We start from the raw sequence: 23,466 nt of genomic DNA, 5'->3' as shown, positions 1-23,466 counted from the left end.
AAGAACTATATTTTAACCACTAAAAACTCGGTTCTTCTATTTTTCTGCCTTCCTTCTTCCGTAGTATTGTCAAAAGCAGGCTTTTCTTCGCCGTAACCTTTATAAGTAAGTTGCTTTTTGTCAATTCCTTTTGCAATCAAATAATCATACACTGCTTTCGCCCTGTTTTCTGAAAGTTTCTGATTGGCTTTTACTTCCCCAACATTATCCGTATGGCCCTGTATTTCTATGGTCATGGTTGCATTGCTCTTGAGCGTTTCGGCAAGCAGGTTCAGCTCCACCATCGAAGCAGGTAAAAGCTCGTATTTATTGGTGTCGAAGAAGATGTTATTCAGCAATACTTTACTGCCTATACTAATTTTATCTAACAAAATCTCCACCTCGTAAGGTTTGTTGGCGTCCGTAGGTTTAATATCGTAATGGTTTGAATAGAGCAGATAGCCATCAGCCAAAATATTAAACGAATATTGCTCATTGGCAGGCATTACCGCCATAAAATCGCCTGTGCTTTTATCCGTATATTCATTGTAGGCAGCCTCCTTAGTTTTTAAATTGATGATTAAAACAGAAGCTTCCAAGGTTTCTTTCGTTTCTCTATCCCTAATAATGCCCTTCACATAAGTAACAGGGTTAGGTTTTAGGTTTTCTGGCAATTTGAAACGGTAAATATCTACATCACCAAAACCACCACTTAAGTTAGAAGAAAATAACCCTTCCTTTCCGTCGGCACTCACCACAAAGCCAAATTCATCATTAAAAGTATTGATAGGATAACCTAAATTGATAGGCTTGGCAAATGTACCATCTGCCTGTAGTTTGCTGTAAAAAATATCCTTTTGACCAAAACCCGGCCAACCATCCGACGAAAAATATAGGGTTTTACCATCTGGGTGGATAAAAGGAGTGGCTTCATCATAAGGTGTATTGATGTTAGGCCCTAAATTGGTAGGCGTAGTCCATTGGCCTTCATCATTCATTACAGATTTCCAGATGTCGTAACCCCCAAAACCACCATTCCTATTGCTCAGAAAATACAACGTACTGCCATCAGCACTGATAGAAGGTTGCGATTCCCATTCTGGCGTATTAATGGTTGGCCCTAAATTCACGGGTGCACTCCAATCTTTACCTTCGCGGCGACAAACATATAAATCACAACGCCCTGCACCATCAGGCCGGTTACAGCTGGTGAAAAACAAATACCTGCCATCAGGCGATATGGATTGAGCACCCTCATTAAAATTTGGGGTATTGATATTCTCACTTAAGGATGCCGCTTTTTGCCACTCGCCATTTTTCTTTACGGAAGTATAAAAATCTTCGTTACCTTGAATGTTTCTGGTAAAGATGATCTGTTGCCCATCGGCAGTAAGCGCAGGAAAATAGTCGCGATGTTCGCTGTTTACATAAAAACCCATATTAAACGGCTCGTAAGGCACGGGCTTTTTAATCGCTTCCATAGAAAAATTACAATCGGCGATATACTTTTGGGCTTTGTCCCTGAATTTTTGATCGGCATTTGCAGCGTGGGCCAAAAAGAGTTCGAAGTTCTGCTTGGCCTCCTTATAATCACCTGTTTGCAGTTCTGTTTCCCCTAAATTGAAATAAACATTAGCATTTTCTACCGCGGCAGATTTTACCGCCAATCGATAGTTTTCCTTCGCTTTTTGCGTATTCCTAAGTCTTTTGTAAATATCACCAAGCTGCAAATAGGCTCGTTGGAACTTAGGATCTGCTTTTACCGCATCATTTAGATATTTAATTGCTTCGTCAAAAACATTTTGCCTTACATACTGCTGGGCATCCTCAAAACTGGTTTGCGCTTTTTTAATGGTAGATTGACCGTATGCAAATTGGCTTAAACAAAGAAATATCAGAAGGAACTTGCGCATATCACATGATTTTAACTCGAAAGGCTAAGCACTATTTAAATTTCGCTAAAATAATCTCCATAACTATGAGATTGCTTCGTCGTAACCTCTCGCAAAGAAGTGAATAGAATCGTCACTGCGAGGAACGAAGCAGCCTCAAGGTGACTATATCGTTACTTTTCTATTTTAAACAGTTTTTAAAGCCAAACGGAATTCAGTGAAGCAAGTTAGCAACAATAAAACAAAATAGCAATGCAATAAGCTATGGGATATTCAGGAATTTGTGCGTTTGTAGCGAAATTTCCCACTTCGGATTGGCCATTACGTAATCCACAATCAACGGAGTTACCGTTTTGGCCTTTGACCACTCCGGTTGCAGATATAGCTTACAGTTAGGCCCAACCATTTCAGCATATTTCTCGGCCCATTCAAAGTCACTTTTGTTAAACACAATTACCTTTAGCTCATTTGCAAAGGGTGCGATATCAGGTCTAGGCGCTTTAAACTTTTTAGGAGAAAGGCAAATCCAATCCCATGAACCCGAGAGCGGATAAGCACCCGAAGTTTCAATGAAGGTTAAAATTCCCTGGTCTTGAAGTTTTTTGGTTAAATAATCTAAATTATAAATCAAAGGCTCGCCACCGGTTACCACCACCGCTTTTCCCGGATAAATAGCCGCCTTAGCTGCAATTTCATCAGCGGTAGTTAATGGATGAAGCTCCGCATCCCAGCTTTCCTTTACATCACACCAATGGCAACCTACGTCGCAACCTCCCAAGCGGATAAAATAAGCCGCTTTACCTGTGTTGAAACCTTCACCCTGTATGGTGTAAAATTCTTCCATTAAAGGAAGCAATGTGCCGTCTTCTGGTATTTGATGTGCCATAAATTAAGGGCACAAAGGTAAATAATTATGCCATAAATATCATAAGTTCTGTATCTTGCTAAAGTAATTTTAATTGATTAATGAAGTGGACTAAACTTGATATCGAAATCCCAAAGGAAGATTTTGTAACACTCATCAAGTTAGAAGGGAGAAAAATATGCTTGGTAAGACACGAAAATAACCTTTATGCAGTGCAAAACACTTGTCCACACGCAGGCGGCATTCTAAGCGGGGGCTGGTGCAAAAATGGTCATATCATTTGCCCCATACATCGTTATGAATACAGCTTGCAAACGGGCAGGGGAGCAGCAGGCCAAGGAGATTATATTGACATATATCCTGTAGAAGAAAGAGCAGATGGTGTTTATATTGGCTTGAAAGAGAGTTTTTGGAGGAGGTTGTTTAGTTGAATTTTCGAGACACCTTAGACACCTAAGAACATTTAAGTAGCATGTGCGATAAAACTAAAATGTTCTTAGGTGTAGGTGGTTTAAATCTTAATAGATCTCTTTCCTTGCAGAGGCCAATGTATTTTTCAATAAACCAACGATAGTCATTAAACCTACGCCACCAGGAACCGGCGTAATATAAGAAGACTTGGGCGCTACATTTTCAAAATCTACATCGCCATATAGTTTATAGCCCGATTTGGTTTCCGTGGAGGTTTCTCTGTTGATGCCCACATCAATTACAATAGCGCCAGGTTTCACCATGTCAGCCGTGATGAAGTTCTTTTTACCAATGGCGGCAATAATGATATCGGCTTGTAAAACTTGCTCTTTTAAATCTTTGGTTTTGCTATGGGTTAATGTAACGGTACAGTTTCCCGGATTGGCATTACGAGCCATCAAAACGCTCATTGGGCTACCTACAATATTGCTACGACCCACTACTACGCAGTGCATGCCTGTAGTATCAATATCATAAGCCTGCAACATCAACAAAATACCATACGGTGTAGCGGGAATATAGCAAGGTAAATTGCGCATCATCCTACCCAAATTAATAGGGTGGAAGCCATCTACATCTTTTTTAGGATCAATCGCTTCGGTAACCTTTTCTGGATCAATGTGTTTAGGCAATGGCAATTGAACAATTAAACCGTCAACATCGTCATCAGCGTTAATTTCTCTAACCTTATCCAGCAATTCAGCTTCGGTTACGGTACTGTCATAGCGATATAAAGAAGACTTAAAGCCAACCTTTTCGCAGTTCTTCATCTTGCTCGCTACATAAGTTTCGCTACCACCATCGTTACCCACTAAAATGGCAACCAAATGAGGTTTTCTACCTGTTTCGCTTAAAAATTGAGCTGCTTCTTCGGCTATTTGTACTTTAACTTTTTCTGATACGTATTTTCCGTCTAATAATTGCATTGGTTGGGTATTAAGTATTTAGTAGTTAGTATTTAGATAGGGTGTAGTTATCTAAATACTAACTACTAATATCTAAATGTCAAGTTAGTCTAATTTTAACACTGCCATGAAAGCACTTTGAGGTATTTCTACATTGCCCACTTGGCGCATACGTTTCTTACCTTTTTTCTGTTTTTCTAACAGTTTACGCTTACGCGAGATGTCGCCCCCATAACATTTTGCCGTAACGTCTTTACGTAAGGCACTAATGGTTTCACGGGCAATTACTTTGGCTCCAATAGAAGCCTGTATTTTAATTTCAAATTGCTGACGAGGTAAAAGCTCTTTCAACTTCTCGCAAATCTTCTTGCCAAAATCGTAAGCGTTTGAACGGTGAATCAATGATGACAAAGCATCTACGGGTTCTTCGTTTAAAAGCATATCTAATCTTACCAGGTCTGATTTGCGATAACCAATAGGGTGGTAGTCAAACGAAGCATAACCTTTAGAAATGGTTTTCAATTTATCGTAGAAATCAAATACAATCTCGCCCATTGGCATTTCAAAAATCAATTCAACCCTGTCCGAAGTCAAATACGATTGATTAACGATGATACCGCGTTTTTGGATACACAAACTCAAAACTGGCCCAACAAACTCCGCTTTGGTAATGATATTTGCTTTAATAAAAGGTTCTTCCACATAGTCCAATTTACTTGGGTCGGGCAAATCCGAAGGGTTATTTACAATAAACATATCACCCTTGGTACCGTAAGCGTTGTAAGATACGTTGGGCACGGTAGTAATTACCGTCATGTCAAATTCACGTTCCAAACGTTCCTGAATAATCTCCATGTGCAGCATCCCCAAGAAACCGCAACGGAAACCAAAGCCCAAAGCTGCCGAACTTTCTGGCTCAAACACAATGGAAGCATCATTCAATTGCAACTTGTGCATCGCTTCCCTCAATTCTTCGTAATCTTCGGTATCTACCGGATAAATACCCGCAAATACCATGGGCTTTACCTCTTCAAAACCTTGAATACCTTCTGTAGAACCATTTTCTACGGTGGTAATGGTGTCACCAACCTTTACCTCACGCGCTTCTTTAATTCCAGAAATGATATAGCCTACATCGCCAGTTTTTACCGAGTTACGAGGAGCCATATCCAGTTTTAAAATACCTACTTCATCAGCAATATATTGCCTTTCCGTATTGATAAACCTTACTTTGTCACCTTTTTTGATTTCGCCGTTTACCACTTTATAGTAGGCAATAATTCCTCTAAAAGAATTAAAAACGCTGTCAAAAATTAACGCTTGCAGTGGTGCCGCAGGGTCACCTACTGGCGCAGGCACACGCTCCACAATGGCTTTTAAAATATCGGGGATACCCATACCTGTTTTACCAGATGCAGGAATAATATCATCTCTGTCACAGCCAATCAAATCAATAATTTGGTCTTTTACTTCCTCAGGCATCGCACCAGGTAAGTCCATTTTATTCAAGATCGGAATAATTTCCAGATCATGCTCTAAGGCCAAGTAAAGGTTCGAAATGGTTTGCGCCTGAATACCTTGAGAAGCATCTACAATAAGCAACGCACCCTCACAGGCCGCAATAGAACGCGAAACCTCGTACGAAAAATCTACGTGTCCTGGCGTATCAATCAAGTTAAACACATATTCCTCGCCATCCAGTTTATAGTTCATCTGTATGGCGTGGCTTTTAATGGTAATGCCCCGCTCACGCTCCAAATCCATGTTGTCCAACAACTGCGCCTGGGCCTCACGCTGCGAAATCGTGTTGGTATATTCTAATAAACGGTCGGCCAAGGTACTCTTACCGTGGTCAATATGTGCAATTATGCAAAAATTACGTATATGCTTCATCTTTGTGCAAAGATAGCTTTTTTAAGCAAATTTTAATGGGCAATAATTGGGAGAAAAATGAGCCTTAGAAAAGGTGATTTCGTGGTTCTTTTGTACCTGAAGTCCCGCTTTCCGTTACAATCTTTTTATCACTTCTGTCATCCTGAGCTTGTCGAAGGATTTCTTCGTGGCAATTACACCTCAACAAGTCCTATTGGTAGAAGCAATGATAAAAAGGATTTCCACTTCAATCGGGTTTATTTAGCAAATGAACTGCTGTTATGAGCTTTTCTTTTCGCCAGTTTGTTCGTCGTTGCGAGGCACGAAAGTATGATTAAGCAAATAACTTACCGCTCTGTTACTTCTTTCATCCTCGAAAAAGGATAGCCATTACAACCTTTTCGTGGATTTTTCCTATCTGCCGCCGCAGTTTGTTCTGCTTCGGTATCCGTTTTTGCTTTGTAGGCGGTGAGGCAAAATCCCCATTTCCACGGTTCCATACCCACAAAAGTCATGAAATCAATACGGGTGTATTTATTTTCGTCTGCCTTGTGGCCGCTGCCATTTCTGGCAATCACATATTGTTCGGCTACATTCCACTTAATAATATGGTATTTGATATTTGGATGTTGTACCCACAGCGTATCATTAATCGAATACTTAATGCCATAATCGTCAACAAAGGTGCCTTTCACAAAACTAGGCGCACTGGTTTGAGCAACGGCTTCAGCACTTAAAAATGTAAACAAGCCTAGGGTTACAAAGATCTTTAGTATTTTCATCAGAAGTTGTTTATTTTAACCTTCGTAGGTTTTGAAAACTTACGAGGTTTTTTATCTCATTTATAACTTATTGAGTATATCCTTTAAAACTTTTACTTTATTTAAATCAGTCTGATCGTAACTGAATTCATCAGCGTATTTGTCACCCATTTTACCAATGGTATTTTGAAAAACCATTTTGCTGGCAAACCTTTCTTTAGCCGTGGTATGAAAGCATTTTGCTCCAGTAATCTTTGCAATTTCCGATAGGTTATCGCTATTTATTCCGGCACCAGGCATAATTTCTATCCTTTTACCCGCTTGCACAACTAACTTAGCTATTTCATTGGCGCCAATTTCAGCATTGGCTTTTCCGCCAGAAGTTAAAATCCTTACAAAACCCAATGCAATAATCGCTTCCAAACTTTCTTCCAGATTTTGGCTCATGTCAAAAGCCCTGTGAAAGGCAACAGGCATAGGAGAGGCCGTGGCTATTATTTGTTGACAACGGCTTTCGTCTACCTTTCCATTTTCATCAAGTATTCCAGCAACTACACCATGGCAACCCGCTTGTTTGCAGAAATATATATCTTCTAGTATACATGCAAATTCTGCATCTGTATATAAAAAATCGCCACCTCTAGGACGTATCAATGGCCAAACTTCCAATTGGAGATTTTCTACACACCATTTAATTTGTCCGTAGCTTGGGGTAGTACCTCCTTCACCTAAATTTGCGCAGAGTTCAATTCTATCAGCCCCGCCTTTTTCGGCTGCAATAGCCGATTCAATGGAGTTGGCACAGATTTCTAAAACCACCCCAAAATCCCCTAAGGGGGGCTTCGCTGTTCTCTCGTTTATATTTTGCGTCATGTAGTAAGTCCCCTTTAGGGGATGGGTTAATAGTGACTTTTCCCTTTAATGATTAAATCTTGCTTTTGGCTATCGCAAACCGCAAAAGTAAAGCCCTGCTGAATGGCATAGGCCCCATATTCGCCGTTTTTACTCAATGCCAAAAAGCCCACTTGTAGGTCTTTAGTACTTTTGGTTTTCTTTTTAATGATACGCATCACGGCTTCTTTACAAGCTTCCTCAGGTGAATATCCTTGACGCATCAATTCAACTACTAAAAAAGAGCCCACATTACGTACCACTTCCTCGCCAACGCCAGTAGAAGTTGCGCCGCCCACTTCATTGTCAATGTACAAGCCTGCGCCAATGATCGGGCTATCGCCCACACGGCCATGCAATTTGTAAGCCATTCCGCTGGTGGTACAAGCCCCTGCCAAATTGCCTTGCGCATCAAGTGCCAACATCCCAATGGTATCGTGATTAAATTGATTTCCCGGTAATCTCTCTGGAGCAGCTTTATCATAAAGTTTATTTTCGATATTGCTTACCGGGTTGTATTTAGCCGTTTTAAGCCACTCTAGCCAATCTTTCTTGCTTTTTTCAGTAAGTAAATCTTCTTTCTTAAAACCCTGTTCCAAAGCAAATTGCAGGGCCCCATCTCCCGCAAGCATCACATGTGGCGTTTTTTCCATCACCAAACGAGCTACGGAAATAGGGTGTTTAATTTGCTCTAAGGCAAGCACTGCACCACAATTGCCTAAATGGTCCATAATGCTGGCATCCAGTGTGACAATGCCATCTCTATCTGGCAAGCCTCCATAACCTACTGATTGGTTTTTCACATCTGCTTCTGCTACTTTAACGCCGTTTTCAACGGCATCAAGTGCTTTACCATTTTCACTTAGCGTTCTCCAGGCCTCGGCATTGGCAGCCACCCCAAAATCCCAAGTAGAAATTACTATAGGCTTGTTCATACTGCTACTTTTAGAAATGCAAGCTTTGCTCAATGTCACCACAGCCGCAGAAAGTGCAGTGGTCTGAATAAATTTCCTCCGATTATACATGATTAAAGTTAGTTAATCTCAAAATCGTCAGAATCTTTCAAAAAAGGAAATTGTCGTCTAATTTTTTCTAATTCCGTGTAGTTGATGCTAAAGGTGTAAAGATCCTCGTCTTCGGGTTTATAGTAAACAGTATTGCCCAAGGGGTCAATGCACATGGAGTGGCCACTGTGATAAATTTGGTTACCATCATGCCCAACACGATTTACGCCAATTACGTAACTCTGGTTTTCTATAGCTCTGGCGTGGATTAAAGTTCTCCAATGGGATGAGCGCTTATCTGGCCAACTGGCAACCAACAATAAGATGTCGTACGCAGCATTTTTATTCCTTAACCAAACCGGGAAACGGAGGTCGTAGCAAACCGCTAAACGTATTTTCCATCCTTTTAGTTCTACGATCACCTGTTCTTTACCTGCTGTGAAATGTTTGTCTTCCTCGCCCAAGCCAAAAAGATGGTGTTTATCATAATATTGACAGTCTCCATCTGGTTTTACCCAAACCATACGGTTGTAATATTTATCGTGCTCTTTGATGATTAAACTTCCGGTAACTACACAATCATAGCTGGCAGCTGTTTTTTTGATCCATTGCATGGTGGGGCCATCCATTTCCTCTGCCAATTCCTCCGCTCTCATGGTAAAACCAGTATTGAACATTTCAGGCAAAACAATTAAATCGGTTTTCTCACGTACGCCACCCGACAATCGCAAACCTATGTTCTGTAAGTTTTTTTCGATGTTTTCCCAGAACAGATAGGCCTGAAAAACGGTAATTTTTAAGTTTTGGATGTTGAGGTAATGTGGTTCCATGAGCGGTTAATAATTATAGTTTAATGAGTTTGTTTACAGCTTTTTCGAGTGTGCTGTCCTCTTTGGCAAAACAAAAGCGAATCACCTGGTTGTCAATCTTCTTGGTGTAAAATGCCGATACCGGAATGGCTGCCACACCCAAAGTGCTCACCAGTCGTTTCGCAAAATCGGTATCTTTTTCTTCACTGATATTTCTAAATCCAACACATTGAAAATAAGAACCTTTACAGGGCAATAGCTCAAATCTTGTTTGCTTAAGGAGCTCTTGGAAATAATCTCTCTTTTGTTGAAAAAAGACAGGGATTTCCTGATAGACATGAGATGATTTTAAATAATTAGCGATACCTGCCTGCATAGGGGTATTAACGCTAAAAACATTAAATTGGTGTATTTTTCTAAACTCCGACATCAGTTTTTCTGGCGCCAGGCAATAGCCAACCTTCCATCCAGTGGCGTGTAAAAGCTTGCCAAAAGAGGCTACAATCAGGCTTCTTTCAGCCAATTCGGGATATAAGGCTACGCTTTGGTGCTGTTCGCCATCAAAAATGATATGCTCGTAAACTTCATCACTTAAAATAAGGATATCCGTATCTTTTGTGAGTTTAATCAACGCTTCAATATCTGGTTTACGCAAAATGCTTCCCGTAGGGTTATGCGGCGTATTGATGATGATCATCTTGGTATTTGCCGAAAACAGCTTCTTCACCATCTCCCAATCAATTTTATAGTCTGGTGCTTGCAGTTCAAAAGGTTTTACCAGGCCGCCCAACAGTTTGATGGTAGGGGCATAGCAGTCATAGGCAGGTTCAAAAACAATCACCTCATCACCGGCACTGATGAAAGTATTGATTGCTGTAAATATAGCTTGTGTACCGCCAGCGGTTACCGTCACTTCGGTTTCGGGATGATATTTTGTTCCGTATAAACTTTCAATTTTTTCCGAGATCAGTTCTCTTAATAGGGGTAGGCCCGCCATGGGCGCATATTGGTTAAAGCCGGTTTTCATGGCCTGGCTAATCTCGGCAAGAAGTTGAGGATCGGGATCATAATCAGGGAAACCCTGAGACAGGTTAATGGCTTGATGGTCTGCAGCTAGTTTGGACATCACCGTAAATATCGTAGTGCCCACGGCAGGTAATTTCGAATTTATATTAATCATCTACTGCGAAAATAACTAAAATTGTTGTATTGTTTAATTGTTGATAGGCGCATTTACCTTGTCGTTAAAAAATAGCAATGTAGCCAATAGCAATTCAGCAATTAATCGTTAAAATTCGTACTTTAGTTGCTATGACTTTTAAAACCAAAGAAAGTAGATTATTGCTTGTTCTGGGCGCCTTTTTCGTGGCAAACACCCTGATGTCTGAATTTATTGGTGTAAAAATATTTTCTGTGGAGGGCGTGTTGGGAATCAAGAAGTTTGATATAAATCTATTTGGGGTTCCAAACCTATCCTACAATATGTCGGCTGGTGTACTCACTTGGCCAATTGTTTTTATCATGACAGATATCATCAATGAATATTTTGGGGTAAAACAAGTTCGCTTCCTCTCTGTTTTAACCGCTATTTTAATAGGCTTCGCATTTTTTGTAGTATGGATGGCCATTAAACTTGAACCTGCTGATTTTTGGCTAACCCAGGAAGTTAATGGCAAACCATTGAGAATGCCCGATGCGTTTAATGCCATTTTTGGGCAGGGAATGTGGATCATTGTTGGTTCCATTACCGCATTTCTAATTGGGCAAATGGTAGATGTTTTGATTTTTCATCGAATTAAAAAGTTTACCGGCGAAAAGGCATTGTGGTTAAGGGCTACGGGATCTACCCTGGTATCACAACTTATTGATAGTTTCGTAGTAATTTTTATCGCATTTTACCTAAACCCCGCTTATCATTGGAGTTGGCAAATGGTGGCTGCCATTGGTTTGGTTGGCTACACCTATAAATTTGTGGTGGCTTTGTTGATGACACCAATTTTATACGTAGTACATGCTATTATCGATAAGTACCTCGGGAAAGATTTGGCCCACCGAATGATTAAAATGGCCGCTAGAGGTTGAAAAATGCAACAAAAAACCATATTGGCACTTGCTTTTATACGAAATGCCATAGCACAGCTGCCTGCAACTTCTGAGTAATTGCGCTTTGATACTCCTGCGCTTTAGGTGAACAAATGCTTGTTAGCACGTTTAAAAGAAGATGCGGAATATTTAGTGATTTTTACCGAGGAAGGGGACAAATGGATGCAAAATGATCCTGAAACCTTTATCGTTACCCCACGTTATGTAAATTATAAATACATGTTGGTGAATTTAGAGCGAATGCAACCAGAGCCATTGAAAAAACTGCTCATTAGCGCCTGGAAACAACGGGCCAGCAAACCTTGCGCAAACAATATTTGGCAAACCTATAATACCTAAACAAATTTCCCGCTGCTGCGTTTTATAGCTTAAAAACTATGGTATGGCCATGCAAGCAAACAGTTTAGAAAAAATACTTTTTGGAAATGAGGACTGGATGTTCATTCCTGAAATTATGCTCCGTACGCTGATCATGTACCTGGTGGTACTGCTTAGTTTAAGGATTTTAGGCAAAAGGGGAGTTAAACAGTTATCTATTTTCGAGCTGGTGGTTATTGTTGGGCTGGGCTCAGCTGCTGGCGATCCCATGTTTTACCGAGAAGTAGGCATCCTCTCGGCAGTTGCGGTGTTTTTAGTGGTAGTGGCAGCCTACAAAACCACGTCATATTTTGTGAACAAAAGTAAAAAGATAGAAGTTCTTTTAGAGGGAAGTTATACCTGTGTGATAGAGCATGGCAGATTTGCCATCGAAAACTTTAAAAAGGAAAGCCTTGCGCAAGATGAGTTTTTTGCCGAACTGCGGCTGAAAAATGTTTCGCATTTGGGGCAGGTACAATTGGCCATTTTAGAAACTACGGGCAGTATAAGTGTATTTTATTACAAAGATGAAGAAGTCAAATACGGCCTTCCTATATTGCCGGCATTATTTTGCAATAAATCAACCAGAATTAAACATAAGGACTATTATTCCTGTAGTTTCTGTGGCTATACCGATCTTTTCGCACCCTCAAAACAAATCGTATGCAAGTGCTGTGGTAAAGATGAGTGGGTAAAATCAATTAGTGCTCTGAGAGTTACATAAAATTAAAAACCGTTATTTTTTTTCATGATTATGGCTTAACTTGCGGGCAAGTGGAGAGCGACATGATCTATTATTTATTATACTACGGAGTAGAGAGTTTCAAGTTTGGGCAAAAGGATTTTGAGGAGTTGTTAGCACAAGCTAGAGACCGAAATGAAGGTTTGGGAATTACCGGAAAGCTTATTTATTGTGAAGGTACGTTTATTCAGATACTGGAAGGAGAACAGCGTCACGTAAAGGAAGTTTATCAATCTATTGAAAACGATCCGCGTTTAATTGCCAGCAAAATTGTAGCAGAAGGATTGGTTGAACAAAGGTATTTTAAAGATTGGAGCATGGATTTTGATGAAGTACCCTTGGCTACCATTAACGAACTGGAAAGATGCGAGCATCCAGATGTAAGTGCATACGTTGCCAATGCACCCGCAGTTAAATTGCTAAAACTGTTGAGCGCCAAATAATTTGCAGCTTCTTTTTTCTCTAGTTAACTTATTAGGATAAATCATTAAATTAGATTAACGAACGATTTCAGTTCGAATAATGATAAAGCCAAATAAGACTGGATGAAGACCAATTATATAGCCCTCTCGGTACCCATTTTTTTTATACTTATTGGGATTGAGTTAGCCTACACTTTCTACAAAAAGCTAAAATACTATCGATTAAACGACTCCATTGCCAACCTCAGCCAGGGAATAGGCTCCCAATTGGTGGGCCTTTTCATGAAATCGGTTTTGTTTGTAGGTTACATGTACATTTTTGAACATTGGCGCTTGTTCGAAATCCCAAATACCATTTGGACTTGGATTGTCCTCTTTATTGGCGTAGATTTTTTTTATTACTGGTTTCATCGGATGAGCCATCAAATTAATGCGTTATGGGCGGCACATATTGTTCATCATCAATCTGAAGAGTACAATTTAACGGTAGCCCTAAGGCAGTCGTGGTTTCAGGGATGGTTTTCGTGGGTATTTTATCTGCCCTTGGCACTTATCGGTTTTGACCCCATCATGTTTTTAACCTTAAGCTCTTTCAACACACTTTATCAGTTTTGGATCCATACACGTACCATTAAAAGCATGGGATTTTTAGAGTACATTTTAAACACCCCTTCGCATCATCGGGTTCATCATGGATCTAACCCCAAATACATCGACAAAAATCATGCTGGGACCCTAATTATATGGGATATGATGTTTGGAACTTTCCAAAGAGAAGAGGAGGAAGTTTATTATGGCATTACCAAGCCACTGGCCAGTTGGAATCCTGTTTGGGCCAATGTACACTATTGGAAAGATTTGATAGAAACGGCTAAAAAGTCTGATAATATTGCTGATAAGATCAAAGTTTTTGTAAAGCCACCGGGCTGGTTCCCTGAAAAGCTAGGAGGCTTTCAGTTTGCGCCAGAAATAGATGTTCTTAACTACAAAAAATTTGACACCCATGCTTCCATTGCCAGCATGGGATATGCGGTACTGCTGTTTCTTTTGGCTTTAGGTTTAGGCTCTTATCAACTGTTTTATTTTGATGGGCTAGGCCTCATCACCAATATGTTGCTAGCTACTTTTACCATCGTTAGCATGCTTACCTGTGGTGCTTTATTGGAAAAGAAACGATGGTTTGTAGCGATAGAGAGTATCAGGTATCTACTAGGTTTTTTCATGGCTTATTTCCTGTACAAGCTTCATTTTAACTTTTTTTGGATTGTTGCAGCAACCGCAATACATCTAATAATGCTTACCTATTTCTTTTACATCAAATCCAAGTATCGAAATGCTTAAAAAATACCCCCAGTTCGGCTTTGCTTTTGCCATTGTCTTTTTTGCGGAACTATTTGCCGTTACCAATAACCTGACAGCAATGAGGTTCATCACAAAGCCATTAATTACTATTTCGTTAATGCTTTTTATTTACCTCACTATCAAGAAAAAAAGCCGTTTTACCAGCAAGGTAAAAATAGGTTTGTTTTTTTCGTTATTAGGTGATGTTTTTTTGATGTTTTCGGCTCACCACCAGCTTTATTTCATGTTGGGCCTAGGTTCGTTTCTAATTGCACACCTGTTTTATATTGCTGCCTTTTATGTTGACCTTAGCAATAAAGCACAAAGTGAGAAACGTTATATCTTACCCATATTTATCGTATTTGGTTTTTCCTGTCTTTCCTATTATTATTTTTTACGGCCATATCTTGGCAATATGAATATTCCTGTTCTGGTTTATTGTTTCGTGATTGCACTTATGGGAATTACCGCGGCCCTGCGACATGGGAAAACCAATTACAAAAGTTTTCTTTGGATTTTGTTGGGTGCAATTCTATTCATCATTTCTGATGCTACTTTGGCCTACAATAAGTTTGTAGAGCGAATGGATATGGGCGATTTTTGGGTGATGTTTACCTACATGCTGGCCCAGTTCCTGATCTGTATGGGCACTATTGAAAGGAAATACCTCAAGCCCAATTAGTTTTCTCTATCCTTGTCAAGCACGGTAAACATTTGCACCAGCCGCTCCCCATTGTTGTCGGTTAAGGTGAGTAAATGTTTTCCTGCTTTTGGGCTAACGGCCATTTGATGATAATTTTTAGTGCTGCCTAAATATTGTTCATCAATATGCCAATGTACCGTAGCGTTGGCATTTCGGTGCGCCACGTTGAAAATGGCTTTTCCTCTATTACCGTCAATTTCCAAAGGGATATATACCATTGCATTGGGTTTTGGATAGATCATTTCCATGGCTGCCATGGTTTCATTTTGGCAACCTTCCATTAAAGGGGGTAAAATGCGGTAATCTGCATTTTTGGTTTTGTAATAATACTCCATGGTAGGGGGTAAAACAAACCAGCCTTTATGTTTCATTTGGCTGATATTGTAGCATTGATTGTTCACCTGATAATTCTCAGAGGCATCTAAATGTACCAATTTATGGTAGGGACAAAGCGCTGTTTTTTCGCCAATGGGAGGTGCCCATTGACCTATTTTCGTTTCGCAATTTTTTGAGGCTTTGTATCCACTTTGTTTACATACCCATATCTTTTTAAGCTTGGTTTTGGGCATCTCAAACCATTTTGAAGAAGGCAATAACCTAAAAATATCAAACATTAACGGGGCGGCGGCTTCAATACCCGTTAATCCTGGTCTACCTTCGCCATCGGCGTTGCCTACCCATACACTAACCACATATTTTGGCGTAAGCCCTATGGCCCAGGCATCCCTAAAGCCAAAACTCGTGCCCGTTTTCCAGGCTACCCGCTGCGATGAGCTGAACTGCTGCCACAAACCTTCGTCGCCGGGCCTCATAACCTCTTCCATGGCATTGAAAGTAGCCCATATACTTCCGTGATCCAATTGTGAGGTTGCTTCAATACGGGCTTTCTCTTGTTTTTCATGGTTGATGTAGAAAGGTGAGGCGTAATCTGCCGCGTTGTACTTGCCTTGGTAAGTATTGTAGTGGTTCAATGTGCGGGCCATGCCTAAATAAACGCTGCTTAGGTCCCACATGGTGACTTCACTGCCTCCCAAAATAAGCGATAAACCATAATGATCTGCGGCTTTGTTCAACGTAGAAAATTGTAATTTTTTCAATTTGTCGTAAAAACGTTCATACTTATATTGTTGTAGCATTTTAACCGCCGGAATATTTAAGGAACGGCTTAAGGCACGGTCTGCCGGAATGGCCCCATCATATCCCAAGTCAAAATTCATAGGAGCATAGCCACCAATTTGCGTGGGCACATCGGGAATGAGGGTTTGGGGTAAAATAAAGCCATCATTAATCATACTGGCATATAAAATTGGTTTCAATGTGCTGCCTGGGCTACGTGGCGCTCTTATCATATCTACATGGCTTTCCATTTCCTTTTGTTGTGGCAGATAACAATTTCCAACGTAGCCTACTACTTTTCCACTAGCCACACTTAAAACCAAAGCAGAAAGATTGTTTATGCCATTTGCACTAAATTTCTGGTGATATTGGGCAACAAGACGGTTCAGTTCAAGCTGCAGTTCATGGTTAATTGTCGAAGTAATTTTGGTACTAGGTTGGTCCAATGATTTGATTTCATCTTTAAAACGATTAAGTAAATGCGGCGCATGTTGTGGCAAGGCCAACGGTGCGGTAGGAATAGGTTCGGCTTTTGAAAGTTGGGCAGTGCTACGATCAATAATTTTTGTCGCTACCAATTTATCCAGTAAATTGTTTCTTTTGAGGATAAGTTTGGCGGCGTTTTTGCCCGGATGTACTAAGGATGGGCTGTTGGGCAATACCGCCAAGGTGGCCATCTCGCCCCACGACAACTGCTCGGCCGCTCTACCGTAATACCGCCAACTAGCGGCTTCTAAACCAACCACATTACTACCAAATGGCGCATTGGCTGCGTACAGTGCTAATATTTCTTCTTTCGAGTAGCTCATTTCCAAACGCACGGCCATCCACATCTCGGCTATTTTCTGTAAAAAATTACGCTGTTTTTTCCTGGAAAGGCGTATCACCTGCATGCTCAAGGTACTTGCACCACTGGCTATGCTTTTAGCCTTAACATTTTGAACACTGGCTCTGGCCACGGCCATTAAATCAACCCCAAAATGGTTATAGAAACGTTTGTCTTCAAAGGTGATGATACATTTCCTGAACTTATCAGGCACGCTGTCTGCTACGGGGAAACGCCATTGACCATCCTCAGCGATCGATGCACTTAATAATTCGCCATTGCTAGCCGCTACTACAAATGAGGTAGGCGTTTTAAAAAGTGGCTTGGGCAATGAAAACCAAAAGAAAATAAGGGCTGCCAAAAACAAAGTATCAACATAAATAATGGATTTAATTTCCTTTTTCATTTTGGTTTTAGTAGTGAAATATCTGAGCCTCAGATGTACAGATTATCATATTTGTGCATCTGGGCCAAAACAAGGGTAACATTTAATTCAATTGGTTGATCTATACCAAAGGAGATGCTAATATGGAAAGAATTGTTACTATAATTAAATTTTCAGCTGGCTTCGTGCGCTTTATTTTCGCTAATATTTGGCCTAGAATATGAGTTGAAAGTTGCATGTTACGAGTCGTGAGTACAATATCACTTGTAACCCACAACTCATAACCATTACTTATCTATTTATATACTTCTACCCAAGTACCTGGTGCAGCGGCGCTAATGTTTTGATTGTACATTGCCTCGCACTGTACCGTCGAGAGGTAAAACTTCCCTAAGTAGGAGGCATTTAACAGCACCCTAAAGGTTTTAGTTTCATTTTCCCTTAAGCTAAAATAAGTCAGCACTCTATCATCTCTAATGTCTTGATAATCAAAAGTTGATGAGGTGAAGGCACCTTCGTTATCGTGTAACCGGGTATTGATGATTTCCCATCCCGAAGGAAAAATCTGTGTTAATGCCATTTGCTCGTATAAGCCTTGTCGGCCGGTATTTTTTACGGTAACTTCGGCATAAAAATCTTGCCCTTGTTTTAGCCTCGATGGATTTAGTACCTGCCCCTTCATGGTTTTATAGCTTATTTCCATGGCTAGTACGTCAGGATGATTGGGTAAGAAATCATTTTGACCTGTTGCCGGCCGACCTTGAACAATTAAGCGAGCAAAAAGAACACTGTTACCTCTGTTGGTAACGGAAGCGCTATTTCCTTTAAAGCTGATAGGGGTGCTGCTGAAATACTGATTATGGTTAACACTACCTTTTACACCATCCAAAACATATTGGAAATTGAGCTGTCTGCTAGATTTTTGCTCTCCACAGAATTTTGCGACCGCCAATAAGCTATAGGCCGTGGTTTGCGTACTGTACCATTGATCTTCACCTAATCTGGAAGCCACCTTGTTCAACAGCTGTAAGGCCCTGTTACGTTGTCCCATTAACGTTAAAGTTTCCATAATCATTGCCTGGTCCCTTAAATCAGAGCCATAGGTACCGCCTAGTTGTTGATATGCCTCCACCTGAGTAGGCAAATTTTTAACCAAGCTATTTGCGGCAGCACTCTGGCCTGCTATTTGGTAGGCCGCAGCCAATCGCCATTTAGCTGCATCGGTTAGGTATTGAAAAGCTCTCAACCTGTTCATGGCCGCCATTTCAGGTTTCTTGGCCAATGCCAACACATACAATCTGTAGGCTTGGCTTAAATCTCCGCCGTAGAAATTATTGGCATTGGGGGTCCAATTATTCGCTTTATTTTTTTGATAGCGGATTAAGCCATCGTACAAGCCAACTGGGAGCGCATAGCCACTTTCCTGTGCTTCAATCAGGAAATGCCCGGCATAATTGGTTCCCCATTCATCGGCTGTGCCATTATCTGGCCAGTAGGCTAAGCCGCCCTCAGTGGTTTGGAATGCTTTCAGTTTATTGATTCCAGCTCTGATGTTACGCTCAATTTGCGCTTTTTTCTGTTCAGTTAGTGGCAATAGTTTGTCCAAATATAGTTGCGGGAAAATACCCGAAGTGATTTGCTCTACGCATCCATGTGGATATTGGATAAGGTAGCTAATCCGCTTTTCCAAATTGATGGGAGGGATTGAAGATACCTCCAAAGTACCGCTATTGGTACCTGCCGTACCAATGGCTTGGTAATTTCCACTCCACGATTGCCCTGGTTGTATGACTGCGGAAACCACGTTGGTAACCATGGGATTTGGGTTTCTGATGTCCAGCTCCACATCCGAAACAGTTTTCTCCTTTCCGCTTTGTGCAATGATCCTGATCTTGGCAATGCCCGTTTTTTGGGGCGCTGTTACATTAAAATAAGTTAATTGATCGCCAGCTTTGGCAAAGGCTAAATTTTGCTGGTTAGTTTGGTTAATTTGTAAATTACTGGTTTGCAAGCTTACCGATACGTTTTTGATATTATTATTGGTGGCAAACACGTTTACGGGCAACGTAAAGCGCTCACCAGGACCAATCACTCTGGGCACCGATGCCAAAAGCATGATCGGTTTTTTAACTTCTACGGCTTTTTCCGCATGCCCGTAGGCACCGTCATTACCCGCTACCACCATCACTTTTACAGAACCAATATATTGCGGCAAGGTAAATTTATGGGTTTTCTTTTCGCCTTTGGCCAATTGGTAAGGCCCCATAAATTTTACTACCGGTTTAAACCTGTTGGCTTTGGCAGGGTTGATGTTCTTGTTTATGGCACCATCGCCTCCTATGCTCAATATTCTTTCCAAATTGCCGCCCCATGCACCCAATACCTGATCAAAAAGATCCCAAGTTTTCACGCCCAAACCTTCTCTGGCATAAAAGGAGGCATGTGGATCTGGTGTTTTAAACCGGGTAAGGTCTAGTAAGCCTTCATCCACGATGGCAATAGTATAGGTCATCGCCTTGCCTTTTTCCTCACTGATAGATAAGCTGCTTTCGGTTTCCGGACGCAGTTCTTTAGCAATGCCAATTTGGGGTTTCAAAATGGTTTCGGGATTTTCAATACTTAGCGGTATAGCGCCATACATCCTAATAGGCATGTCGTTAACTGTTTGGCTATGTGGCTGTAATAAAGTCACATTGGCAAATACATTAGGAGTCATGTTTTTTTCTGCTTTAAAGCTGAATTGTGTTTGGCCCTTTTTGGTATCCGTCCAAAATGTTTTAACTACTCTACTACCGTTTTCGATGGAAATTAAGGCCCTGCCATTTTCAGGTGAAGGTATGGTAAGCGTGATGTCATCGCCAACAAAATATTTTGCTTTATTGGCCGTGAAAGACAGCATAGATGCTTCGGTAGGGTTATTGCCTTGTTCGCGTTGTGCCCAACCTGGCCAATCGATGTATACTTCCCTGGCGGCAAAATGACCTCCGCCATTGGCTCCGCCTACAATAATTAAATATCTTCCCCATTCAGGTTCGTCGAGCCTTAGGTTCCACTTTGCCTTACCGCCAACCATTTGTACCTGCTCCACTTTAATAAGCTTGTTATATTCATTTTGCGTAAAATTGGCAAAACTTTCTTCGTTATTTTGCTCCCACCACCAACGCCATTGGATTTTATAAAGTGCTACTGTAATCGTTTTAGTGGCGTTGATGAGCAAACCGCCTCTATTTACGTTCACGATATCTACTTCGTGATTTTTGCCTGTTACCAGCATCCCCGTAAGTTTATCGCCTTTTGGTGCTTTTATGCCAAAATAGTTGTCGTAAACATGATAGGGAATACTAAAGTTGTCAATGCTAAAATTGCCCCCTGGCTCAAATACCTTAGTGGTGATATGGGCTCTTAAGATACCAGGAGCTGCAGTCATATTGTTTAAATTGGTGTTTACAACGGCGGTACCATTATCGTTCAGCGTGCCTTCAAAAACCGTTCTTAACTGTGTATCAAAATGTACAATGGGATTATCGAAAGAGTACTCTTGAAAGTTCTTGAAAGTTGTGACATCCTTGCTTAAATTAATGTCAACTTTAGCTTTTAAATTTTGTGCTGGTGTGCCAAATAGCCAATTTGCGGCCAATGTTGCTACAGATACTTTACCATTGCCAAGATATTTTTTGCCGCCAAGGTCAAAATTAATTTTGATACGGTTGGGCGTAACCGTTTCTACTTTAAGACTTTTGGTAAATACTGCACCTCCTGCCTTAAATTTAGCCTGCCAGCTCCCAGTTGGTGCTGTACTTTCTGTAGCTGCTTTGAACGTGTAAAAACCATTAATTGGCTTGGTGTTGCTTTGCCTTTTAATTAGCTGTCCTTTAGGGTTATAAAGTTCAAAAATAACGGGATAATTATCAGGTAGTTTTTGCAGCTTATCTTCTAAAATAAAAGACAGATAAAGACTGTCTCCAGGTCGCCAAACACCTCTTTCGCCATAAATAAATCCCTTGATACCATTCTGAACCACGTCACCTCCCACATCAAACCTGGACAGTGGCAACGAATTACCGTCATCTAGCTTAAGGTAACCGCGTTCGTTTCCATTTTTGGCTACCAATAAAAATGGTTTTCTTTTCAAGGAGAAGCTTGCCATTCCATCGCCATCGGTTTTTACCGCGGTGAGTATTTGCTTTTGGTAATCAAGCAATTCAATACTTACACCACTTAAGGGTTTTGCAGAAAGCAAATCGGTAGCGACTACCAACATGCTTTCATCGTTCCCTCTTTTGGCGATCAGTCCAATGTTCGAAGACAATAAATTTCTATGGGCCCATCTTTCGCTAGTATAATAAGAAGGCGAGCATGGATCTTCACGCTCGTTCCAACGATAGCCTCTGGGGTAGTAATTATTGTAATTGTTCCAAAAGTCGTCGTCTTCGTCTATTTTCTCCCCATAATCATAACCGTCGTATCCATCATCGCCCTCAACTTGTGCACGATTGTTTGCTTGCGTGCAATTATATACGCTGTAGGCTTTCTTAAACATTATACTTACACGGTACATGGCCCCTGGTTCAGTTTTGATGAGCTTGTCGAGGTCCAGCGTAAAACGATTTTTTTTATGAAGGTCTATTGACTTATCATCATTCAGGTAGATGGTTTTTTGCAAAATCGGCTTTGCCACTCTACGTAATTCATTTCCTTCCTTGTAGTTGTTCACCTGAAAAAACTGCGGGATATTTTCCTGAAAAATCTTGATGATGGTTACGTCTACCGCTTTTAGGTTAACCGCCTCAAAGGGAAGCACCAGTTTGCCAGCATTGGGCAAGATAGTTCCGGCACCCGCAATAGTAACGGCTGGCTTTTTGTTTTCGAAAATTACATTTGCCGTTTTTGCGCTTTGCAAATTGGTGCCATTGATATTTTGGATACTTTGGTTAGCAACTACGTTGTAATTGCCCTCTAAGGCATCTGGGGCGTAAGCCTTGATCTGGCTACCATCAATGGTGAATCTTAAATCACTTAGGTTTCCTATGGTAACCAAGCCAGCTAAATCTTGGGTTACACTGATGGGTTCTGAGCATTGGATGAGTACAAAATCTTCTTGCTGCTGTACTGCTTTAATGGCCAAAACCTTGAAAACATTTAGAGCCGGAACATCTAGCGTGACCTCCCCGTGATTATCATCGGCGCCAATGGCGTCGCCATCCCATTTTAGGTGGAGGTTTTGCTCACTTTTAGTTTTAACAATGCTATCAATGGTAAAAGTAGAAATCTGCTTTTGCGGATTATGGCTCCATTTTACTTTTAGTTTTTGGTTAAAATCGACCGTTAGCGCTTTTTCGATATTTTGCGCATCCTCTGCATCGGCAGTATTGATTTCGCCCGTTAACTTCATCAAGTTCATGGAAGTATTGTTTTGCGATACCAAACCATTTTCTGAAAGTGATAGGGCAGGTTTAATCACTTTAAAATCAAATTCAAATTCCTCCAAACCCTTTTCAACAGGTACTATTTTAGCCAGGTTTAAGGTGGCCTCGTATTTTTGGTCTGGTTTTAATTCTTCCTCGGGTCTAAACTCCAGTGTTTGGGCATCTATCCAATAGGCTTTGCCTTTAATATTGGGAGAGAAATCAAACAGCTTTTGCTTCACTTCACCTAAATCTGCGGTATTGCTTACCGAATTGGCCAAGTGGATACGGATACTGCTCTTTTTGGATACGATACCCGAAGTATAGGCATCAATATATTTGGCAAATGGAGCATGGTCCTGTTTTCGATCTTTTTTGAGTAAAAAATAACCCGCAATAACCAGGGTTAAAACTAGAGCGCCAATTAAAATAACTTTAATATTAGGGCGTTTAGAGGTATTTTCTTTATTCATACGATGTAGTGTGAGTACGCATGAAATTAACGAAAAAACAATGAAACTGTTTCAGTTGTGAGCAAAGAGTTGTTAACAACCCATCGTTTTAAACATATATAACTTTCTTTTGCACTTACGAAGTTTTTAAACAGCGTAGAGCCA

The 23,466-nt window shown here is 40.7% G+C and carries 18 protein-coding genes; 7 read left to right on the top strand and 11 right to left on the bottom strand.

Translation table 11 applies throughout. From position 1 onward, the window contains the following. Positions 1 to 5: 5 nt before the first annotated feature. Together DUT71_RS04950 and DUT71_RS04945 are read right to left on the bottom strand one after the other, a co-directional pair. A complete protein-coding gene (locus DUT71_RS04950; RefSeq protein ID WP_113661407.1) occupies positions 6 to 1,892 on the bottom strand; it encodes an OmpA family protein in 1,887 nt (628 codons plus the stop codon). A 241-nt stretch (positions 1,893 to 2,133) separates the two neighbouring features. Further along, positions 2,134 to 2,757: a 7-carboxy-7-deazaguanine synthase QueE gene (locus DUT71_RS04945; protein ID WP_113661406.1), complete on the bottom strand. Its 624-nt coding sequence runs from the start codon at positions 2,755 to 2,757 to the stop codon at positions 2,134 to 2,136. An 80-nt stretch (positions 2,758 to 2,837) separates the two neighbouring features. Here DUT71_RS04945 and DUT71_RS04940 point away from each other — a divergent pair, with 80 nt between their 5' ends. Continuing rightward, on the top strand, positions 2,838 to 3,167 hold the full coding sequence (locus DUT71_RS04940; protein ID WP_113661405.1) for a Rieske (2Fe-2S) protein: 330 nt from the start codon (positions 2,838 to 2,840) through the stop codon (positions 3,165 to 3,167). A gap of 87 nt (positions 3,168 to 3,254) precedes the next feature. Here DUT71_RS04940 and DUT71_RS04935 read toward each other — a convergent pair whose 3' ends face one another. The 7 genes from DUT71_RS04935 to DUT71_RS04905 all read right to left on the bottom strand — a co-directional run bounded on the left by DUT71_RS04935 (position 3,255) and on the right by DUT71_RS04905 (position 10,629). Beyond that, entirely contained in the window at positions 3,255 to 4,133 is an 879-nt protein-coding gene (locus DUT71_RS04935; RefSeq protein WP_113661404.1) for a bifunctional 5,10-methylenetetrahydrofolate dehydrogenase/5,10-methenyltetrahydrofolate cyclohydrolase, read from the bottom strand. Between the two features lie 84 nt (positions 4,134 to 4,217). Continuing rightward, positions 4,218 to 6,005, bottom strand: a complete 1,788-nt coding sequence (lepA, locus tag DUT71_RS04930) for a translation elongation factor 4 (RefSeq protein ID WP_113661403.1) — start codon at positions 6,003 to 6,005, stop codon at positions 4,218 to 4,220. Between the two features lie 326 nt (positions 6,006 to 6,331). Next, positions 6,332 to 6,766, bottom strand: a complete 435-nt coding sequence (locus DUT71_RS04925; protein WP_113661402.1) for a hypothetical protein — start codon at positions 6,764 to 6,766, stop codon at positions 6,332 to 6,334. A 60-nt stretch (positions 6,767 to 6,826) separates the two neighbouring features. Then, positions 6,827 to 7,618, bottom strand: coding sequence for a copper homeostasis protein CutC (locus tag DUT71_RS04920; RefSeq protein ID WP_113661401.1), 792 nt, complete (start codon positions 7,616 to 7,618; stop codon positions 6,827 to 6,829). Positions 7,619 to 7,644: 26 nt separating this feature from the next. Then, a complete protein-coding gene (locus tag DUT71_RS04915; RefSeq protein ID WP_240186860.1) occupies positions 7,645 to 8,571 on the bottom strand; it encodes a N(4)-(beta-N-acetylglucosaminyl)-L-asparaginase in 927 nt (308 codons plus the stop codon). A 98-nt stretch (positions 8,572 to 8,669) separates the two neighbouring features. Continuing rightward, a complete protein-coding gene (locus tag DUT71_RS04910) occupies positions 8,670 to 9,470 on the bottom strand; it encodes a nitrilase family protein (protein WP_240186859.1) in 801 nt (266 codons plus the stop codon). A 13-nt stretch (positions 9,471 to 9,483) separates the two neighbouring features. Continuing rightward, positions 9,484 to 10,629, bottom strand: a complete 1,146-nt coding sequence (locus tag DUT71_RS04905; RefSeq protein ID WP_113661399.1) for a methionine aminotransferase — start codon at positions 10,627 to 10,629, stop codon at positions 9,484 to 9,486. A gap of 200 nt (positions 10,630 to 10,829) precedes the next feature. Here DUT71_RS04905 and DUT71_RS04900 point away from each other — a divergent pair, with 200 nt between their 5' ends. From DUT71_RS04900 to DUT71_RS04875, 6 genes are all read left to right on the top strand, one after another. Beyond that, a complete protein-coding gene (locus tag DUT71_RS04900) occupies positions 10,830 to 11,531 on the top strand; it encodes a queuosine precursor transporter (protein ID WP_240186858.1) in 702 nt (233 codons plus the stop codon). 117 nt (positions 11,532 to 11,648) lie between these two features. Then, positions 11,649 to 11,891 (top strand): hypothetical protein, encoded by a 243-nt coding sequence (locus tag DUT71_RS04895; protein WP_113661397.1) that lies wholly within the window; start codon positions 11,649 to 11,651, stop codon positions 11,889 to 11,891. A 43-nt stretch (positions 11,892 to 11,934) separates the two neighbouring features. Beyond that, complete coding sequence (locus DUT71_RS04890) at positions 11,935 to 12,633, top strand: DUF421 domain-containing protein (protein ID WP_240186857.1); 699 nt, start codon at positions 11,935 to 11,937, stop codon at positions 12,631 to 12,633. 62 nt (positions 12,634 to 12,695) lie between these two features. Continuing rightward, on the top strand, positions 12,696 to 13,094 hold the full coding sequence (locus tag DUT71_RS04885; protein ID WP_113661396.1) for a BLUF domain-containing protein: 399 nt from the start codon (positions 12,696 to 12,698) through the stop codon (positions 13,092 to 13,094). Positions 13,095 to 13,196: 102 nt separating this feature from the next. Then, positions 13,197 to 14,414, top strand: a complete 1,218-nt coding sequence (locus DUT71_RS04880; protein WP_113661395.1) for a sterol desaturase family protein — start codon at positions 13,197 to 13,199, stop codon at positions 14,412 to 14,414. After that, positions 14,407 to 15,096, top strand: a complete 690-nt coding sequence (locus DUT71_RS04875; RefSeq protein WP_113661394.1) for a lysoplasmalogenase — start codon at positions 14,407 to 14,409, stop codon at positions 15,094 to 15,096. Before DUT71_RS04880 ends, DUT71_RS04875 begins: the two co-directional genes overlap by 8 nt. Here DUT71_RS04875 and pbpC read toward each other — a convergent pair. Together pbpC and DUT71_RS04865 are read right to left on the bottom strand one after the other, a co-directional pair. Then, on the bottom strand, positions 15,093 to 17,465 hold the full coding sequence (gene pbpC, locus DUT71_RS04870; RefSeq protein ID WP_113661393.1) for a penicillin-binding protein 1C: 2,373 nt from the start codon (positions 17,463 to 17,465) through the stop codon (positions 15,093 to 15,095). The two genes, DUT71_RS04875 and pbpC, sit on opposite strands and share 4 nt — an antisense overlap. A gap of 274 nt (positions 17,466 to 17,739) precedes the next feature. Further along, entirely contained in the window at positions 17,740 to 23,322 is a 5,583-nt protein-coding gene (locus tag DUT71_RS04865; protein WP_113661392.1) for an alpha-2-macroglobulin family protein, read from the bottom strand. Between the last annotated feature and the right edge of the window lie 144 nt (positions 23,323 to 23,466).

Source organism: Pedobacter nanyangensis (assembly GCF_003313505.1).
Lineage (GTDB): Bacteria > Bacteroidota > Bacteroidia > Sphingobacteriales > Sphingobacteriaceae > Pedobacter > Pedobacter nanyangensis.
Note: the sequence above shows the minus strand (reverse complement) of the source record. Positions and strands in the feature narration are given on the sequence as shown.

What these genes read in the sequence shown, in the direction of transcription:
- DUT71_RS04925 (WP_113661402.1), bottom strand. Translation starts at nt 6,766, where the DNA reads ATGAAAATACTAAAGATCTTTGTAACCCTAGGCTTGTTTACATTTTTA.
- DUT71_RS04890 (WP_240186857.1), top strand. Translation starts at nt 11,935, where the DNA reads ATGGCCATGCAAGCAAACAGTTTAGAAAAAATACTTTTTGGAAATGAG.
- DUT71_RS04920 (WP_113661401.1), bottom strand. Translation starts at nt 7,618, where the DNA reads ATGACGCAAAATATAAACGAGAGAACAGCGAAGCCCCCCTTAGGGGAT.
- DUT71_RS04910 (WP_240186859.1), bottom strand. Translation starts at nt 9,470, where the DNA reads ATGGAACCACATTACCTCAACATCCAAAACTTAAAAATTACCGTTTTT.
- DUT71_RS04865 (WP_113661392.1), bottom strand. Translation starts at nt 23,322, where the DNA reads ATGAATAAAGAAAATACCTCTAAACGCCCTAATATTAAAGTTATTTTA.
- DUT71_RS04905 (WP_113661399.1), bottom strand. Translation starts at nt 10,629, where the DNA reads ATGATTAATATAAATTCGAAATTACCTGCCGTGGGCACTACGATATTT.
- DUT71_RS04950 (WP_113661407.1), bottom strand. Translation starts at nt 1,892, where the DNA reads ATGCGCAAGTTCCTTCTGATATTTCTTTGTTTAAGCCAATTTGCATAC.
- DUT71_RS04900 (WP_240186858.1), top strand. Translation starts at nt 10,830, where the DNA reads ATGTCTGAATTTATTGGTGTAAAAATATTTTCTGTGGAGGGCGTGTTG.
- pbpC (WP_113661393.1), bottom strand. Translation starts at nt 17,465, where the DNA reads ATGAAAAAGGAAATTAAATCCATTATTTATGTTGATACTTTGTTTTTG.
- DUT71_RS04880 (WP_113661395.1), top strand. Translation starts at nt 13,197, where the DNA reads ATGAAGACCAATTATATAGCCCTCTCGGTACCCATTTTTTTTATACTT.
- DUT71_RS04885 (WP_113661396.1), top strand. Translation starts at nt 12,696, where the DNA reads ATGATCTATTATTTATTATACTACGGAGTAGAGAGTTTCAAGTTTGGG.
- DUT71_RS04945 (WP_113661406.1), bottom strand. Translation starts at nt 2,757, where the DNA reads ATGGCACATCAAATACCAGAAGACGGCACATTGCTTCCTTTAATGGAA.
- DUT71_RS04935 (WP_113661404.1), bottom strand. Translation starts at nt 4,133, where the DNA reads ATGCAATTATTAGACGGAAAATACGTATCAGAAAAAGTTAAAGTACAA.
- lepA (WP_113661403.1), bottom strand. Translation starts at nt 6,005, where the DNA reads ATGAAGCATATACGTAATTTTTGCATAATTGCACATATTGACCACGGT.
- DUT71_RS04940 (WP_113661405.1), top strand. Translation starts at nt 2,838, where the DNA reads ATGAAGTGGACTAAACTTGATATCGAAATCCCAAAGGAAGATTTTGTA.
- DUT71_RS04875 (WP_113661394.1), top strand. Translation starts at nt 14,407, where the DNA reads ATGCTTAAAAAATACCCCCAGTTCGGCTTTGCTTTTGCCATTGTCTTT.
- DUT71_RS04915 (WP_240186860.1), bottom strand. Translation starts at nt 8,571, where the DNA reads ATGAACAAGCCTATAGTAATTTCTACTTGGGATTTTGGGGTGGCTGCC.